The sequence below is a fragment of the Pseudomonas sp. MOIL14HWK12:I1 genome (assembly GCF_000510705.1).
In the GTDB taxonomy this organism is placed as follows: Bacteria; Pseudomonadota; Gammaproteobacteria; order Pseudomonadales; family Pseudomonadaceae; genus Chryseomonas; species Chryseomonas oryzihabitans.
On record NZ_AZNY01000006.1, the window covers coordinates 400,280 to 415,302 of the forward strand.

Annotated in this window: 12 protein-coding genes; 7 read left to right on the forward strand and 5 right to left on the reverse strand. The window is 67.1% G+C overall.

Annotated elements, in window-relative coordinates:
- Nucleotides 1–405 precede the first annotated feature (405 nt).
- Both PSEK12I1_RS0105890 and quiC read right to left on the reverse strand, forming a co-directional pair.
- Nucleotides 406–1,062: a TetR/AcrR family transcriptional regulator gene (locus PSEK12I1_RS0105890; RefSeq protein WP_027600959.1), complete on the reverse strand. Its 657-nt coding sequence runs from the start codon at nt 1,060–1,062 to the stop codon at nt 406–408.
- A gap of 54 nt (nt 1,063–1,116) precedes the next feature.
- Nucleotides 1,117–3,018, reverse strand: a complete 1,902-nt coding sequence (quiC, locus tag PSEK12I1_RS0105895) for a 3-dehydroshikimate dehydratase QuiC (RefSeq protein ID WP_027600031.1) — start codon at nt 3,016–3,018, stop codon at nt 1,117–1,119.
- Between the two features lie 448 nt (nt 3,019–3,466).
- On the opposite strand from quiC, the gene PSEK12I1_RS0105900 reads away from it, so the two are divergent.
- From PSEK12I1_RS0105900 to PSEK12I1_RS0105920, 5 genes are all read left to right on the forward strand, one after another.
- A complete protein-coding gene (locus tag PSEK12I1_RS0105900) occupies nt 3,467–4,864 on the forward strand; it encodes an MFS transporter (protein ID WP_027600960.1) in 1,398 nt (465 codons plus the stop codon).
- A gap of 252 nt (nt 4,865–5,116) precedes the next feature.
- Nucleotides 5,117–6,382, forward strand: coding sequence for an OprD family porin (locus PSEK12I1_RS0105905; protein ID WP_027600961.1), 1,266 nt, complete (start codon nt 5,117–5,119; stop codon nt 6,380–6,382).
- Between the two features lie 114 nt (nt 6,383–6,496).
- Complete coding sequence (locus PSEK12I1_RS0105910; protein ID WP_027600962.1) at nt 6,497–7,561, forward strand: PA0069 family radical SAM protein; 1,065 nt, start codon at nt 6,497–6,499, stop codon at nt 7,559–7,561.
- 231 nt (nt 7,562–7,792) lie between these two features.
- Nucleotides 7,793–9,610, forward strand: a complete 1,818-nt coding sequence (locus PSEK12I1_RS0105915) for a S9 family peptidase (RefSeq protein ID WP_027600963.1) — start codon at nt 7,793–7,795, stop codon at nt 9,608–9,610.
- Between the two features lie 86 nt (nt 9,611–9,696).
- Entirely contained in the window at nt 9,697–10,434 is a 738-nt protein-coding gene (locus PSEK12I1_RS0105920; RefSeq protein ID WP_027600964.1) for a DUF502 domain-containing protein, read from the forward strand.
- Between the two features lie 134 nt (nt 10,435–10,568).
- Here PSEK12I1_RS0105920 and PSEK12I1_RS0105925 read toward each other — a convergent pair whose 3' ends face one another.
- A complete protein-coding gene (locus PSEK12I1_RS0105925; protein ID WP_027600025.1) occupies nt 10,569–11,366 on the reverse strand; it encodes an SDR family NAD(P)-dependent oxidoreductase in 798 nt (265 codons plus the stop codon).
- A 152-nt stretch (nt 11,367–11,518) separates the two neighbouring features.
- Here PSEK12I1_RS0105925 and PSEK12I1_RS0105930 point away from each other — a divergent pair, with 152 nt between their 5' ends.
- Together PSEK12I1_RS0105930 and PSEK12I1_RS0105935 are read left to right on the forward strand one after the other, a co-directional pair.
- Nucleotides 11,519–11,962: a thiol-disulfide oxidoreductase DCC family protein gene (locus PSEK12I1_RS0105930; RefSeq protein ID WP_027600965.1), complete on the forward strand. Its 444-nt coding sequence runs from the start codon at nt 11,519–11,521 to the stop codon at nt 11,960–11,962.
- 129 nt (nt 11,963–12,091) lie between these two features.
- Nucleotides 12,092–13,357 (forward strand): Hsp70 family protein, encoded by a 1,266-nt coding sequence (locus PSEK12I1_RS0105935; protein WP_027600966.1) that lies wholly within the window; start codon nt 12,092–12,094, stop codon nt 13,355–13,357.
- A gap of 37 nt (nt 13,358–13,394) precedes the next feature.
- Here PSEK12I1_RS0105935 and PSEK12I1_RS0105940 read toward each other — a convergent pair whose 3' ends face one another.
- Together PSEK12I1_RS0105940 and PSEK12I1_RS0105945 are read right to left on the reverse strand one after the other, a co-directional pair.
- Nucleotides 13,395–13,973 carry a membrane protein gene (locus PSEK12I1_RS0105940; RefSeq protein ID WP_027600967.1) on the reverse strand — a complete coding sequence of 193 codons (579 nt, stop codon included), beginning with the start codon at nt 13,971–13,973 and terminating at the stop codon, nt 13,395–13,397.
- 192 nt (nt 13,974–14,165) lie between these two features.
- Nucleotides 14,166–14,996 (reverse strand): oxidoreductase, encoded by an 831-nt coding sequence (locus tag PSEK12I1_RS0105945; RefSeq protein ID WP_027600968.1) that lies wholly within the window; start codon nt 14,994–14,996, stop codon nt 14,166–14,168.
- Nucleotides 14,997–15,023: the final 27 nt, after the last annotated feature.

The window sequence follows — 15,023 nt, forward strand, 5'->3', positions numbered from 1 at the left end:
TGGGCTTCGACGATGAAGCCGTCTTAACCCAACCTAAGAGGCTTGCCCCTCTCTCAGAGAGAAGATTGCTCGGGTAGCCGCGTGGAAAACGCTGCGCGGTTTTCCACCCTACATATCTGGGTTCGCCCTTTCTCCGAGGGCGAGAAAGTAGATGATTCCGTAGGTTGGGTTGAGCGCAGCGAAGCCCAACGTGGGGTATCCGGCAGCGTTGGGCTTCGACGGTGAAGCCGTCTCAACCCAACCTAAGAGGCTTGCCCCTCTCTCAGAGAGAAGATTGCTCGGGCAGCCGCGTGGAAAACGCTACGCGGTTTTCCATCCTACGAATCCATGCCGGCGACTGGAAGCCTCGATCAGACGCCCCCTCTCCCCCTGGGAGAGGGCCGGGGTGAGGGTCGCCCGCAGGCCCTACGGCTGGAGGTAGCGCACCATGGCATCGCCGATCATGGTCTTGTGGCGGCGCAGCACCGCCGGTTCTTCCATGTCGATGTCGTGGATGCGGCCGAAGGTGTGGCGGTTGGAGACGCGGTAGAAGCAGAACGAACACATCAGCAGGTGCACGTCCACCGCGTCCAGCCCGTTGCGGATCTCGCCGCTGGCTTCGCCGCGGGCGAGGATGCGGCGCAGGGCTTCCAGCGCCGAGGAGTTGAGGCTGGAGATGGTCTCGGACTGCGCCAGGTGGCGACCGCGATGGATGTTCTCGATGCTCACCACGCGGATGAAGTCGTCGTGGCTGCGGTGATGCTCGAAAAGGAATTCCGCCAGGGTACGGATCGCCTCCAGCGGCGGCAGGCGGTCCAGCGGCAGTTCGGCCTCGTTGCCGCGCACGTCGCTGTAGAGCTTTTCCAGCACCGTCAGGTAGAGCTGCTCCTTGCTGCCGAAGTAGTAGTAGATCATCCGCTTGGAGGTGTGGGTGCGCTCGGCGATGGCGTCCACCCGCGCGCCGCTCAGGCCCAGGTCGGCGAACTCGGCCACGGCGGCGGCGAGGATGGCCTGGCGGGTCTTCTCGGGATTGTTCTTGCGCGGGGTACGCAGCGTGGGCGCGAGCGCCGGGGTGTCCTGCATCGGGCTGACTCTTGTCGGAGGAGAGGCGCGGGCACCCCGGGGTGCCCGCCTGGCTCAGAATTCCAGGGGCGCCGGGCGACCCTGGCGCGCCTGCAGCATGGCCGCCAGGCGGACCGGGCTGTTGGCGGCGCCGTAGCCACTGTAATCCTTGCGCTGGAGGATTTCGAAGAAGAAGCGGTCGGCGAAGGACTCGGTGTAGACGTGGAACAGCTCGCCGCCCTGGGCATCGCGGTCGTAGAGGACGTTGTAGTAGGCCAGCCGACTGAGGAAGTCGTCGTCGAAATCGAAGCGCGCTCCCAGGTCGTCGTAGTAGTTCATCGGGATCTCCAGCAGGGGCACCCCGGCGGCCTTGGCCTGCTCCACCGCCTGGAAGATGTCCTGGCAGGCGAAGGCGATGTGGTGCACCCCCGAGCCGCGATAACTGGACAGCGCCCGGGCGATGGCGGTGTTGCGATTCTCCGAGATGTTCAGCGCCAGGCGCACGCTGCTCTGGCGATTCTTCAGGGCGCGACTCTTGACCAGGCCATAGGGGTCCGGGACCACCACCTCGTCGTCGGCGCTGAAATCGAACAGGCTCTTGTAGAACAGCACCCAGCTGTCCAGGGCATCGGCCGGCAGGGCGATGGCCACGTGGTCGACGTGGGTCAGGCCGAGGCCGCCGCTGGCGCCGGCGCTGACGTCGAAGTCGGTGTCATAGAGACTGCGGCCGTCGGCGCCACGATCGGCGAGATAGATCAGGCTGCCATCGGGCGCCCGTACCGCCGGGATCTCGCGCTCGTTGGGACCGACCAGGCCGCGATAGGGTTGCGCCCGGTACTGCTGGGCGCGCTCCAGGGCGGCCTGGCTGTCCGGCACGCGCAGGGCCATGGCGCACAGCGAGGGGCCGTGGGCCTCGAAGAAGTTGTGGCCGAAGGAATAGGGTTCGGCATTGAGCACCAGGTTGATCTCGCCCTGGCGCAGCAGGGTGACGTTCTTGGAGCGGTGCCGGCCGGCCCGGGCAAAGCCCAGTTTGCCTAGCCAGCCCGCCAGGTCGGCGCCATGGCCGTCGTCCACGGCGAATTCGAGGAATTCGGTGCCCTCCAGGCGCGGCGCCTCGGGCGGGGCGAACAGCGGCGCTGCCACCGGGCTCTCTTCGCGCTGCAGTCGCGCGGCGGTCTGCTCCTCCAGGTAGAGCAGGGACCTCAGGCCATCGGCGGCGGTGGCGCGGGTCTGGGCGGCGCGGAAGCCGTCGTTGAAGATCTCCAGTGACAGCGGCCCCTGGTAGCCGGTCTGCAGGATGGGCGCGAGAAAACCGGCCAGGTCGAATTCGCCCTGCCCCGGGAAGCAGCGGAAATGCCGACTCCACTCCAGCACGTCCATCTGCAGCACGGGCGCATCGGCCATCTGCACGAAAAAGATCTTGTCCCCCGGGATCTGCGCGATGCCCGCCGGATCACCACCAATGGACAGGGTGTGGAAGCTGTCGAGTAGCACGCCGAGATTGGGGTGATCGACCGCCTTCACCAGCCGCCAGACCTGCTGCCAGGTGTTGACGTGACGCCCCCAGGCGAGGGCTTCGTAGCCGATGCGCAGGCCACGCGGGGCGGCGCGCTCGGCCAGCAGCTGCAGGTCGTCGGCGATCAGGCGCTCGTCGCCGAGGCTGTCGGCGGCGGTGTTGCTGCACACCAGGATGAGGTCGGTGCCCAGCTCCTGCATGAGGTCGAACTTGCGCTCGGCGCGGTCGAGATTGCGTTGCAGCCGCTCGCGGCGATTGCCCTCGAAGTCGCGAAAGGGCTGGAACAGGGTGATCGCCAGTCCCAGGTCCTGGGCACGCTGGCGGATCTCCCGCGGACTGGCACCGGAATACAGCAGGTCGTTCTCGAAGATCTCCACACCGTCGAAGCCCGCCGCGGCGATGGCCTCGAGCTTTTCGGTCAGGGTGCCGCTGATGGATACGGTCGCGATGGAACGCTGCATGCCGGTGCTCCTGTGTTGAACGGCCACTCCGCGGGCTGGGCCAGGGCGGGGTGACACGGATCTGTCGGGTCTGGTGCCGATTATTCGTGGCGCCCGGCGACCCAACAATGGATTATGTACGAACCGGTTAGTTTCTGTTCGCTGATCGAACAGTTGGGCTTCCGGCGAATTGACCAGTCCCGTTAGCGCCTCGCACTATGATCGTAGAGCCCAGCGCTTGTCGCTTCCGCCGCGTCGACCATAACAAGACAAACAAGAGTGTGCGTCCATGCCCCAGCTATCCACGTTATCCTGCGTCCCCCGTCTCGTCTGCAGCCCTACCACGCGCAGTCGGCGACGGCCAGGCTAGGTCCTCCCGTCCTTTCCATCTTCGGCTCCCGCGACCCGAGCGAGTTCGTGCGCGGCGCTGAAACCCTCCTGGCCTGACAATAAAATTCCGGAGACAACCATGGCCAATACCGCCTCCCCCACCCCCGGCTCCCAAGCCAAGAAAGCCACTGCCAGCGGCTGGATCGGCTCGGCGCTGGAATACTACGACTTCTTCATCTACGCCCAGGCGGCGGCGCTGATCTTTCCGCAGATCTTCTTCCCCTCCAGCGATCCCAAGATGGCCATCGTCGCCTCCCTCGCCACCTATGGCGTGGGCTATCTGGCCCGTCCGGTCGGTGCCTTCGTGCTCGGTCACTGGGGCGATACCCGCGGCCGCAAGAACGTCCTGCTGCTGTGCATGTTCCTCATGGGCATCGCCACCATGGCCGTGGGCCTGCTGCCCACCTACCACCAGATCGGTATCCTCGCGCCCATCCTGCTGGTGGTGCTGCGCCTGATCCAGGGGTTCGCCGTGGCCGGCGAGATCTCCGGGGCCAGCTCCATGGTGCTCGAACACGCCCCCTTCGGCCGGCGTGGCTACTATGCGAGCTTTACCCTGCAGGGCGTCCAGGCCGGCCAGGTGATGGCCGCGGCGATCTTCCTGCCACTGGCCTACTTCATGCCCGCCGACGCCTTCAACAGCTGGGGCTGGCGCATCCCCTTCCTGCTCAGCGCCTTCGTCCTGCTGGCCGGTTTCATCATCCGCCGCGAGGTCCATGAGACGCCCGCCTTCGTCAAGGAAGAAGCCAAGACCGAGACCGCCAGCGTGGCCCGGCGCTCGCCCATCGGCGAAGCCCTGAGCACCAGCTGGAAGGCCATGATCCTGGTCGCGCTGATGGCGCTGATGAACGTCATCCCGGTGGTGGCCACCATCTTCGGCGCCGCCTATGCGGTGCAGCCGGCCTACGGCATCGGCTTCGACAAGAGCGTCTACCTGTGGATACCGGTGGTGGGCAACATCGTCGCCGTGCTGGTGATCCCCTTCGTCGGCAACCTCTCCGATCGCATCGGCCGCCGGCCGACCATGATCGGCGGCGCCCTGGGTTCGGGTCTGCTGGCCTTCGGTTACCTCTATGCCATCAGCATCCACAACCTGCCGCTGGCCTTCCTCATGTCGCTGCTGATGTGGGGCGTGGTCTACCAGGGCTACAACGCCGTGTTCCCGAGCTTCTACCCGGAGCAGTTCCAGACCCGCTACCGCGTCTCGGCCATGGCCATCGCCCAGAACATCGGCACCATGTTCACCGCCATGCTGCCGGCGCTGTTCACCCTGGTCGCCCCGCCCGGCACCGAGAACATCTGGCTGGTGGTCGGCGGCCTGGCCTTCGGCGTGACCTGCCTGTCGGCCCTGGCGGCCTACCTGTCGCCGGAGACCTACCGGGTGCCCATGAGCGACCTGGGCAAGCCAGGCGCCCTGCAGATGGACAAGCACTCCTACGACACGGCCCGCCAGGACAGCCTCAAGGCCAGCGTCTGATCCCTCGCGAGCCCTCGCCTGGCGAGGGCTCCGCCCTGCTACCTTGGTAGCCTTGCCGCAAGACATACGTTGTCATATAACTACCCAGCCGAACGCCTCGGTCGCTGCTTTCCGATAATTCAAATAAGAAAGGAATCCCCCATGTCGCCTGCACCCTCCTAGCCGTCCCTCGCCTCACCGCCCGACCCGCCCTCGTCAGATGCCGCCCCCGCGCCGGCAGGGCACCCCTTACCTACAAGAACAAGGAACACCATGAGCACTCGACTCGCTTCCGGCCGGCTCGCCCGTGCCTGCGCCGCCCTTGCCGCCCTCGCCAGCACCACGCCGCTGTGGGCCGCGGACGGCTTCATCGAAGGCACCAAGGCCAATCTCAACCTGCGCAACTTCTACTTCAATCGCAATTTCGTCGACCCCGCCTACACCGCGCAGAACAAGGCCGAGGAATGGACCCAGAGCTTCATCTTCGGCCTGACCTCCGGCTATACCCAGGGGCCGGTGGGCTTCGGCATCGATGCCCTGGGTCTCTATTCGGTCAAGCTCGACGGTGGCGCCGGCACCTATGGCACCCAGCTGCTGCCGACCCATGCCGGCAACGAGCCGGCCAAGGATTTCGGGCGCCTGGCGGTGGCCGCCAAGGCCAAGGTCTCCAAGACCGATATCAAGGTCGGCGAGTGGTTCGCCGTGCTGCCGATCCTCAGGTCCGACGATGGCCGCTCGCTGCCGCAGACCTTCCAGGGCGCGCAGATCCACTCCACCGAGATCCAGAACCTGGAACTCTGGGGCGGCCAGATGCGGCAGAACAGCCCGCGCAACGACGCCAGCATGGAAGACATGTTCATGCAGGGCCGCGCCAATGCCACCTCCGACCGCTTCAACTTCGTTGGCGGCGAATACACCTTCAACGAGAAGCGCACCCGAGTCGGCCTCTGGTACGCCCAGCTCGAAGACATCTACCACCAGAAATTCATCAACCTCATCCACTACCAGCCCCTGGGCAAGTGGACCCTAGGCGCCAACCTCGGCTACTTCATCGGCGACGACGACGGTTCGGCCCGCGCCGGTGCCCTGGACAACCGCACCGCCTATGCGCTGCTCTCGGCCAAACAGGGCGGCGGCACCTTCTATGTCGGCCTGCAGCGCGTCAGTGGCGACAGCGCCTGGATGAGGGTCAACGGCACCAGCGGCGGCACCCTGGCCAACGACAGCTACAACTCCAGCTACGACAACGCCCGGGAACGCTCCTGGCAGGTGCGCTACGACCACAACTTCGCCGCCTTCGGCGTGCCGGGTCTGACCCTGATGAATCGCTACCTCAGCGGCGACAACGTGCACACCGGCAGCATCACCGACGGCAAGGAATGGGGCCGCGAATCCGAGGTGCAATACGAGGTGCAGAGCGGCCCGCTGAAGAAGCTGCTGATCCGCTGGCGCAACTCCAGCATGAGACGCGACTACAGTGCCAGCGGCTCCTTCGACGAGAACCGCATCATCCTCAACTACCCGATCTCGGTGCTGTAGGGCGCCGGTTCGCGGCTGGGCGGGTGGCCGTTCCGCCCGCCCAGCCGACCGCTGTCGCTTGCCCGGATCGCCCAGGCCTTATACTGTACAAAGATACAGCAAAGAGGCCTCGACATGACCCAGCCCCAGCGCCCGCCACGGGGTCGTGGCACCGCCAGCAATCCGCACAATCGCTTTGCCGCCACCCGCAGCGAGGCCGAGCACGATGGCTGGTACGAGGAAGCCACCCCGCTGACCTTTACCACCGCCGTCCGCCAGGAAACGGCCAAGACGGTGATCAGCCGCAACCAGTCGCCGGACGTCGGCTTCGATCGCTCGGTGAATCCCTATCGCGGCTGCGAGCATGGCTGCATCTACTGTTTCGCCCGCCCCTCCCACGCCTACTGGGACCTCTCGCCCGGCATCGATTTCGAGACCCAGCTGATCGCCAAGACCAATCTGGCCGAGCGGCTGGAGGCGGAGCTGAGCAAGCCGGGCTATCAGCCGCAGCCCATCGCCCTGGGCATCAACACCGACGGCTACCAGCCCATCGAACGGCAATACCAGCTGACGCGCCAGGCGCTGGAGATCCTGCTGCGCTATCGCCATCCGGTGACCCTCATCACCAAGAGCGCGCTGATCCTGCGCGACCTGGATCTGCTGGTGCAGCTGGCCGAGCGCAACCTGGTGCGGGTGGCCTTCAGCCTCACCACGCTGGATGATGACCTCAAGCGCATCCTCGAACCCCGCACCGCGGCGCCCCAGGCCCGGCTGCGCGCCATGCGCACCCTGCACGAGCACGGGGTGCCGGTGAGCGCTCTGCTGGCGCCGATGATTCCCATGATCAACGACCATGAACTGGAAGCCCTGCTGGAAGCGGCCCGCGATCACGGCGCCCGCTCGGCCGGCTACACGCTGTTGCGACTGCCGCTGGAGATCGTCGAGCTGTTCGAGGAATGGCTGCAGACGCACTTCCCCGAGCGTGCCGCCCATGTGATGAGCCTGATCCGGCAGTCGCGCGGCGGGAAGAATTACGACAGTCGCTTCGGCATCCGCATGAAGGGCGAAGGCCAGTTCGCCGAGCTCCTGGCCCAGCGCTTTCGCCTGGCACGCCGCCGCTTCGGCCTGGAGCGCCGCGAGGGCGAAGGCCTGGACTGCAGCCAGTTCGCCCCGCCGGGAGAGCAGCTGGGGTTGTTTTAGCACGGGTGCAGAACGGGGTGCTCCCTCACCCCAACCCTCTCCCAAAGGGAGAGGGGGAAAAGCGCCGCAGCCCCTCACCCCAGCCCTCTCCCAAGGGGAGAGGGGAAAAGCGGCGGCGCACGCCTCGTAGGTCGGGTTGAGCGCAGCCAAGCCCAACGGCGTGGCCTCCCTCACCCAGCCCTCGCCATCCAGCTGCTAGGCTAAACGGCTGTGCCTATCTCTGGAGTCGCCATGACCGCCCCTACCCCGCTCACGCCGGCCCAGGCCGTTGCCGCCGGTATCGACTTCGCCGAACTCAAGGTCGATGCCAGCGGCCTCTACTGGAGTCAGTACGATCCCACCGATGGCGCCACCCGCCTCTGGGTCCGCGAGGCCGGCGCCGCGCCGCGCTGCCTCACGCCGGCGGGGTTCAGCCTGCGCAGCAAGGTCTACGAATACGGCGGCGGCGCCCTCTGCCTGGGCGATCAGGGACCGCTGTTCGTCAATGAAGCCGACCAGGCGGTCTATCGCCAGCCGCGGGATGGCGGCGCGCCCGAATGGCTGGCCGGAGGCGAGGCCTGGCGCTACGGCGATCTGCACTGGGATGGTGTCCGGCAGCAGGTGCTGGCGGTCGAGGAGGATCGCCGCGAGCAGCCGCCGCGCCATCGCCTGGTCGCCTTGAGTGCCGGTGGCGCACGCCAGGTGCTGGCCGAGGGTGCGGATTTCTATGCCGCACCGCGCACCAGCGCCGACGGGAGCCGCCTGGCCTGGATCGAGTGGGACAGGCCCCACCAGCCCTGGACCTGCACCCGGCTGCTGACGGCGACGCTGGACGCCGAGGGACGTCCCGGTGCGCCCACCGTGGTGTCGGCCGATCCCGAGGAGTCGCTGCAACAGCCGCTGTTCGATAGCGAGCAGCGGCTCTGGGCACTGAGCGATCGCCAGGGCTGGTGGCAGCCCTGGTGCGAGTCCGCGGCGGGCTTCGCGCCCCAGGAGGCGCCTGCGGCGGATCATGCCGCCGCGCCCTGGCAACTGGGCGGCGCCAGCTGGTTGCCGACGGCGGAAGGCTGGCTGGCGACCTGGCAGGAAGACGGCTTCGGCGTGCTCGGCGAGCGCCGGGCAGCGGGCGAGACCCGCCGCCTGGCCGCGGACTTCAGCCGTTTCCGCGGGCTGGCCCTGGACGACAGCCATTGCTACTGCATCGCTGCGGCGCCCACGCGCCCCTCGGCGGTGCTGGCCATCGATCGCCAGAGCGGCGCGGTTGAGATCGTCACCGGCGGCGTCGCGCCCCTGGGCGACAGCGCCATCGTCGCCCCCCAGCCGCTGAGCTATCCCAGTGGCGACGGCCAGGCCCAGGGCTTTCTCTATCTGCCGGAACGGCACAGCGAGGGTCCGCCGCCGCTGCTGGTCAGCATCCACGGCGGTCCCACCTCCTGCACCTATCCGGTGTTCGATGCGCGCATCCAGTTTTGGGTGCGCCAGGGCTTCGCCGTGGCCGATCTCAACTATCGCGGCAGCAGCGGCCACGGCCGGGCCTACCGCCAGGCGCTGCACCTGCGCTGGGGCGTGGTGGACGTCGAGGACGCCTGCGCGGTGGTCGACCACCTGGGTGTCCAAGGCCTGGTGGACCCGACGCGAGCCTTTATCCGTGGTGGCAGCGCCGGCGGCTACACAGTGCTCTGCGCCCTGGCCTTCCGCGACGTCTTTCGCGCCGGCGCCAGCCTCTATGGCGTCAGCGATCCCCTGGCGCTGGCCAAGGTCACCCACAAGTTCGAGGCCGACTACCTGGACTGGCTGATCGGCGATCCCGAGGCCGATCGCGCGCGCTACGAGGCGCGGACGCCGCTGCTGCATGCCGAGGGCATCCAGGCACCGGTGATCTTTCTGCAGGGCCTCAAGGACGCCGTGGTGGTCCCCGCCCAGACCGACGCCATGGCGGCCGCGCTGGAGGCGCGTGGCATACCGGTGGTGGTCAGGCGCTATCCAGACGAAGGCCATGGCTTTCGCCGAGCGGCCAACCAGGCCGATGCCCTGGAACAGGAAGCCGCCTTCTATCGCCGCTGGCTATAACGGCCGCGCACTGAGAAAGTCGGTCCAGGCCGACGCTGAGCGCGCCTGGCCCGTATAGAATGGCGCTTTAGCCGTCGAGTTCTTGCATGCCCTTCGTTCGCCGCGGTATTCAAAGCATCGTCTCCACCTGGCTGGCCGGCCTGCTGCTGCTCCTGCCACTGGTGCTGACCCTGGCGCTGATCGGCTGGATCGTCAGTTTCCTCAATGGCCTGATCGGCCCTAACACCACCCTGGGCCGGTTGTTCGTGGCGGTCGGTCATCCCTTCGTCGGCAATTCCATGGCGGCCTATGGCCTCGGCACCCTGCTGCTGCTGGTGCTGCTCTATCCGCTGGGGCTGGCGGTCAAGCTGGGCCTGCGTCGGCCGCTTGGCTGGTTCGCCGACATGACCTTTCGCCGCATTCCGGTGGTGGGCAAGCTCTATGGCCTGGCCGAGCGCTTCGTCGAGTTGCTCGATCGCAAGGAAGGCGGGGCGGACATCCGCGCCATGAGTCCGGTGTGGTGCTTCTTCGGGGGTCAGGGCGTGGCGGTGCTTGCACTGCTGCCCAATCCGGCGGTGATCGACATCGAGGGTCGTCACTATCACGCCGTGCTGGTACCTTCGGCGCCGGTCCCCGTGGGGGGCGGCCTGCTCTATGTCCCGGTGGACTGGGTGAAGCCGGCGGACATGGGCATCGACATGTTCACCAGCATCTATGTCTCCATGGGCATCACCCTGCCGCCAGTGGTCAAGGATCGCCAGGTGGAATTCATTCCCCTGGAAGAAGCCGTGTGCCGCCAGCAGGAAAACGGGACGGCCGAGGAGCCGCCCCGTCAGCCTCGATAAGGATTTGCTAAAAGGTCGCCGAGCGAAGGTCAGGCAAGGCAAAAACCAGCGAGGAAGCGGAGTTTACAAATAGTAAATGAGCATTCCGAGCTGGTTTTTAACGCAGCATCACCGAGCGCAGGCACTTTTTAACCTTAGTTCTGCACCGCCTGGACCGAGCCGCCATCCACGCGCAGGTTGCTGCCGTTGATGAAGGAAGCGCGCTCGGACACCAGCAGGGCGATGGCCGCGGCCACCTCTTCCACCTTGCCGCGGCGCTTCTGCACGATGCCGGGCCGTTCTTCGTCGAGGAAGCTTTCGATGGCCTCTTCGAAGGAGACGCCCTTTTCCTCGGCGCGCTTTTCCATCATGCCGTCGGTCATTCCGGTCTCGATGAAGGCGGGGGACACGGTATTGCAGAGCACGCCGTGGGCCGCTTCCTTGTATGACAGGTTCTTGATGAAGGCGGCCAGGGCCGCCTTGGCCACGTTGTAGACGGCCTCTTCCCAATAGGGCTGGACGGCGTTTTCCGAGGTGATGCAGACGAAGCGACCCCAGCCGCGCTTGCGCATGCGCGGAATGGCGGCGCGACCGACGCGCACGGCGGAAAAGAAGTCGGTGGCCCAGGCTTCCTCGTAGTCGGCATCGGCCAGTTCCAGGGGATCGCCCTTGGCGCCGGTGACGCCGGCGGTGTGCACCACGATGTCGATCTGGCCGAAGCGGGATTCGCCCTGCTCCACCAGCCGGTCCACCGCGGCCTGGTCGGTCATGTCGGCCGCGATCAGCAGCGTATCGCCCGGCAGGCCCTTGGCCGCCTCTTCCAGCTTGCCCTGCTCCAGGTCGGAGAGCACCAGCTTGACGCCTTCCTCGGCCAGCAGCTTCGCCGTGGCCAGACCCATGCCACCGCTGGCACCCGTAATGAGGGCGACGCGCCCCTTGATTCCCAGATCCATACCGACCTCGCTCGCAGATTTTTTCAATGCCGTGATCCGGCGTCTCTGATTCCGACTCGCCACGAGGCGCCGTTGCGCTTACCGTTCGGCGGAAAGCGCAACGGCAGCCCCGTCTGCCGGTCCAGATAGGCAAGACCCCTGGGAAGTTCACGATGCACGCACCCCGCCTGCCCCTGACCCTCTTTCACGACGGCGCCTGCCCGCTGTGCGCCCGCGAGATCGCCTGGCTGCGGCGCCATGCCGACCCCGGCCAACTGCAGCTGGTGGATCTGGCCGCGCCGGACTACCCGAACCAGGCGCCGGTCGATGCGCCACCGCGCCAGGCCATGCTCGATCTGCTGCACGCCCGGGATGCCGACGGCCGCTGGTTCAAGGGCCTGGACGCCACCTACTGGAGCTGGCGCACCGCCGGCCTCGGCCACTGGGCGCGACCGCTGGCCTGGCGGCCGTTGCGGCCCCTGCTGGAACTGGGTTATCGCCTGTTCCTCAAGCTGCGCCCGGGTCTGACCTGGCTGCCCCATCCCGAGGGCAGTCGGCGGTGCCAGGATGACGTCTGCACCCTGGACGAGCCGCGCGACCGCTCGCGCCGGGGCTGACGCCGCCACTCGCTCGCACCCGCTTCAGTCCCGCAGACGCGCGGGCCCACCCTGCTGGCATCCGGCCAGGGTTCGCCTGCAGGCGCGTCTCGGCTAAACTGCGCGGCTGCTCGCGTTACGGATCCTGACATGTCTGCTGCTCTACCCGCCCGCGCCCTGGGCCTCGACTTCGGTACCTCCAACTCCACCGCCGGCTGGTTCAGGCCCTCGGGCGAGGTCCTGCTGCCCCTCGAAGAGGGCAAGGCCACCCTGCCCTCGGTGATCTTCTTCAACGCCGAGGAGCGCCGTCCGGCCTATGGCCGCCAGGCGCTGCACGAATACCTGGAAGGCTACGAGGGGCGCCTGCTGCGCTCGCTCAAGAGTCTGCTCGGCTCCAACCTGCTCAAGGGCGAGACCAGCATCCTCGGCAGCGCCCTGCCCTTCACCGAGGTGCTCGGCCTGTTTCTCGGCACCCTCAAGCAGCGCGCCGAACAGCAGGCCGATCGCCCCTTCGACGCCGTGGTGCTGGGCCGTCCGGTGCATTTCGTCGATGACGATCCGGTCGCCGACCAGGAAGCCGAGGACACCCTGGCCGCCGTGGCGCGCCAGGTGGGCTTCAGCGACATCTCCTTCCAGTTCGAACCCCTCGCCGCCGCCTTCGACTACGAGCGCAGCATCGAACGCGAGGAACTGGTGCTGATCGTCGACATCGGCGGTGGTACCTCGGACTTCTCCCTGGTGCGCCTGGCACCGGAGCGCCGTGCCCTGGCCGATCGCGCCGGCGACATCCTCGCCACCGGCGGCGTGCACGTCGGCGGTACCGACTTCGACCGCCAGCTGAGTCTGGAAGGGGTCATGCCGCTGCTGGGCTACGGCAGCGCCATGAAGAGCGGCGCCACCATGCCCACCAGCCACTACATCAACCTGGCGACCTGGCACACCATCAACGCCGTCTATGCCAAGAAGAGCGTGCTGACCCTGCGCGACATGAGATACGACGCCCAGGACACCCGCTGCATGGATCGGCTGTTCAAGCTGATCGAACAGCGCGCCGGCCACTGGCTGGCGATCCAGGTGGAAGACGCCAAGATCGCCCTGACCGACGACTGGCGCCGCACCCTGCGCCTGGATCGCATCGAGACCGGCCTGGCCGCGGATCTGGAACGCCCGCTGTTCGACGCCGCCATCGCCCTGCAACTGGAACGCCTGAGCCGTGGCGTGGACGACCTGCTGGCCCGCGCCGACCTGGATCCGGCGCGGGTCGACAGCCTGTTCTTCACCGGCGGCTCCAGCGGCATCCCGGCGCTGCGCCAGGCCCTCGCCAGGCGCTTCCCCGGCGCCCGTCTGGTGGACGGCGATCGCTTCGGCAACATCGGCAACGGCCTGGCCATCGAGGCCTTCAAGCGCTACGGCTGAGTCCTTCGATACTGTTGGGGCCGGCGTCGACTCCGCATCAGGCTCGCTTGCCGGCCGCGCTCCGCCGCGATCTCGCTACCGCGAGCCAAGCCGCCGAGACCCCGAAGTAGCAGGCACCGAAAGCCACATAAGGCGTCACGCTGGAAACATCCAGCGGGACACCGTCAGCTGCCTGCTTCACGAAGAATCCGCCCGCCAGGGCGGATTGAGCGCCACTCAGGATCATCGCCCACTGGCCAGCGGACGTCCGCCAGCGCCGTATCGCCACCGCCAGCTGGAGAAGCCCAGCGGCCATGGCCCAGACCCCGAACACCCCGATCGCGGCGCCCATGCCAGACGTCAGTGCCAGCCCTATCGCCACCGCGACGCTCAGACTGACGACGGCGTTGAGCCGCTGCCCAACGTTGTGCCGCAGTCCGCCGCTCTGGCGGGCATCGAGGACGTTCGCCAGGGCATCCCACGCAGGGTAGAGGACGAGCAGGAGCGGCCCCGCCCAAGCCGTCGCGTGGCCAAGGGCGAGGGCCAACGCGATCCACAGCAGCGCAACCGCCGCCCTGAGCAAATAGTAGCGTTGCAGCCAGGGGCTGCCGGTCGAAGCGCCTAAGGCATGACTCATGGAGTACTCCAGCGGTGTTCATCCAGGGAACGGCAAAAAGGCTTGCCGAGAAAAGCAGCCACTCACCGGGCGAAACGGCCCCGGCCCCCCGGCGATGAGCAGGCCGCCCAGGCGGGTCGGGCAACGGGGGGATCGAGATGATCCGCGCGGTGCGTGGAAGGGTCGGGGGCCACGCAGCCCCGCCTGGATCTATCAGTCGAAGTCGGTAGGCAGGGCGATGTCGCGCCAGGTCGCCATATCAGCGCGCAGCGCCTGCGACTTGCGCTCCGCGATGTCGTAGGCGACCGGTCCGAGCGGCAGATGCAAGGGTGGCTCGGTCGCCATGACGGCCTGCACTATCACCGCGGCAGCCTTGCGCGGATCGCCGGCCTGTTTGCCATCGTTGCTGTCCCGGTAGGCACGTCGTCGCCCGGCCGTGTCGGCATAGGCCGGGATCACCCGGTTCGCCATGGCGATGGAGCGCCCGAGAAAATCGGTGCGAAACGGCCCGGGCTCGACGATGGTCACGCGGATTCTGAAGGGTTCCACTTCCTTGGCCAGCGACTCGGAAAATCCCTCGACAGCAAACTTGCTCGCGCTGTAGTAGCCGGAACCCGGTCCTCCCGAGAGCCCTGCCCCGGATGAGAGGTTGACGATGCGGCCGCCGCCGCGTCGCCGCAGGGCAGGCAATGCCAGGCGGGTCGTTTCGATCAGACCGAATACATTCACCTCGAATACCGGCCGGTATTCGCTGGGCTCGGCCTCCTCCACGGCACCGATGAAGCCTATCCCGGCGTTGTTGACCAAGACATCGAGACCGCCGAATTCCCGCTCGGCATAGGCAATCGCGGCAGCCACCGAGGCGGGCTTGGTGACGTCCAGCTGTACGGCTCTCAGGTTCTCCGGGAATTGCCGAACCAGGGGTTGCAACAGGGCGGGATCGCGAGCCGTTGCAACGACCCTGTCGCCACGCGCGGCGGCCATGGCCGCAATATGGCCGCCTAGACCGCTCGAGCAACCGGTAATAAGCCAGGTCTTTCTCATGCTGTTCTCCTCGCGCGGTGAAGGGCG

What these genes read in the sequence shown, in the direction of transcription:
- PSEK12I1_RS0105920 (WP_027600964.1), top strand. Translation starts at nt 9,697, where the DNA reads ATGCCCTTCGTTCGCCGCGGTATTCAAAGCATCGTCTCCACCTGGCTG.
- PSEK12I1_RS0105905 (WP_027600961.1), top strand. Translation starts at nt 5,117, where the DNA reads ATGAGCACTCGACTCGCTTCCGGCCGGCTCGCCCGTGCCTGCGCCGCC.
- PSEK12I1_RS0105940 (WP_027600967.1), bottom strand. Translation starts at nt 13,973, where the DNA reads ATGAGTCATGCCTTAGGCGCTTCGACCGGCAGCCCCTGGCTGCAACGC.
- PSEK12I1_RS0105945 (WP_027600968.1), bottom strand. Translation starts at nt 14,996, where the DNA reads ATGAGAAAGACCTGGCTTATTACCGGTTGCTCGAGCGGTCTAGGCGGC.
- PSEK12I1_RS0105890 (WP_027600959.1), bottom strand. Translation starts at nt 1,062, where the DNA reads ATGCAGGACACCCCGGCGCTCGCGCCCACGCTGCGTACCCCGCGCAAG.
- PSEK12I1_RS0105915 (WP_027600963.1), top strand. Translation starts at nt 7,793, where the DNA reads ATGACCGCCCCTACCCCGCTCACGCCGGCCCAGGCCGTTGCCGCCGGT.
- PSEK12I1_RS0105910 (WP_027600962.1), top strand. Translation starts at nt 6,497, where the DNA reads ATGACCCAGCCCCAGCGCCCGCCACGGGGTCGTGGCACCGCCAGCAAT.
- quiC (WP_027600031.1), bottom strand. Translation starts at nt 3,018, where the DNA reads ATGCAGCGTTCCATCGCGACCGTATCCATCAGCGGCACCCTGACCGAA.
- PSEK12I1_RS0105935 (WP_027600966.1), top strand. Translation starts at nt 12,092, where the DNA reads ATGTCTGCTGCTCTACCCGCCCGCGCCCTGGGCCTCGACTTCGGTACC.
- PSEK12I1_RS0105900 (WP_027600960.1), top strand. Translation starts at nt 3,467, where the DNA reads ATGGCCAATACCGCCTCCCCCACCCCCGGCTCCCAAGCCAAGAAAGCC.
- PSEK12I1_RS0105925 (WP_027600025.1), bottom strand. Translation starts at nt 11,366, where the DNA reads ATGGATCTGGGAATCAAGGGGCGCGTCGCCCTCATTACGGGTGCCAGC.
- PSEK12I1_RS0105930 (WP_027600965.1), top strand. Translation starts at nt 11,519, where the DNA reads ATGCACGCACCCCGCCTGCCCCTGACCCTCTTTCACGACGGCGCCTGC.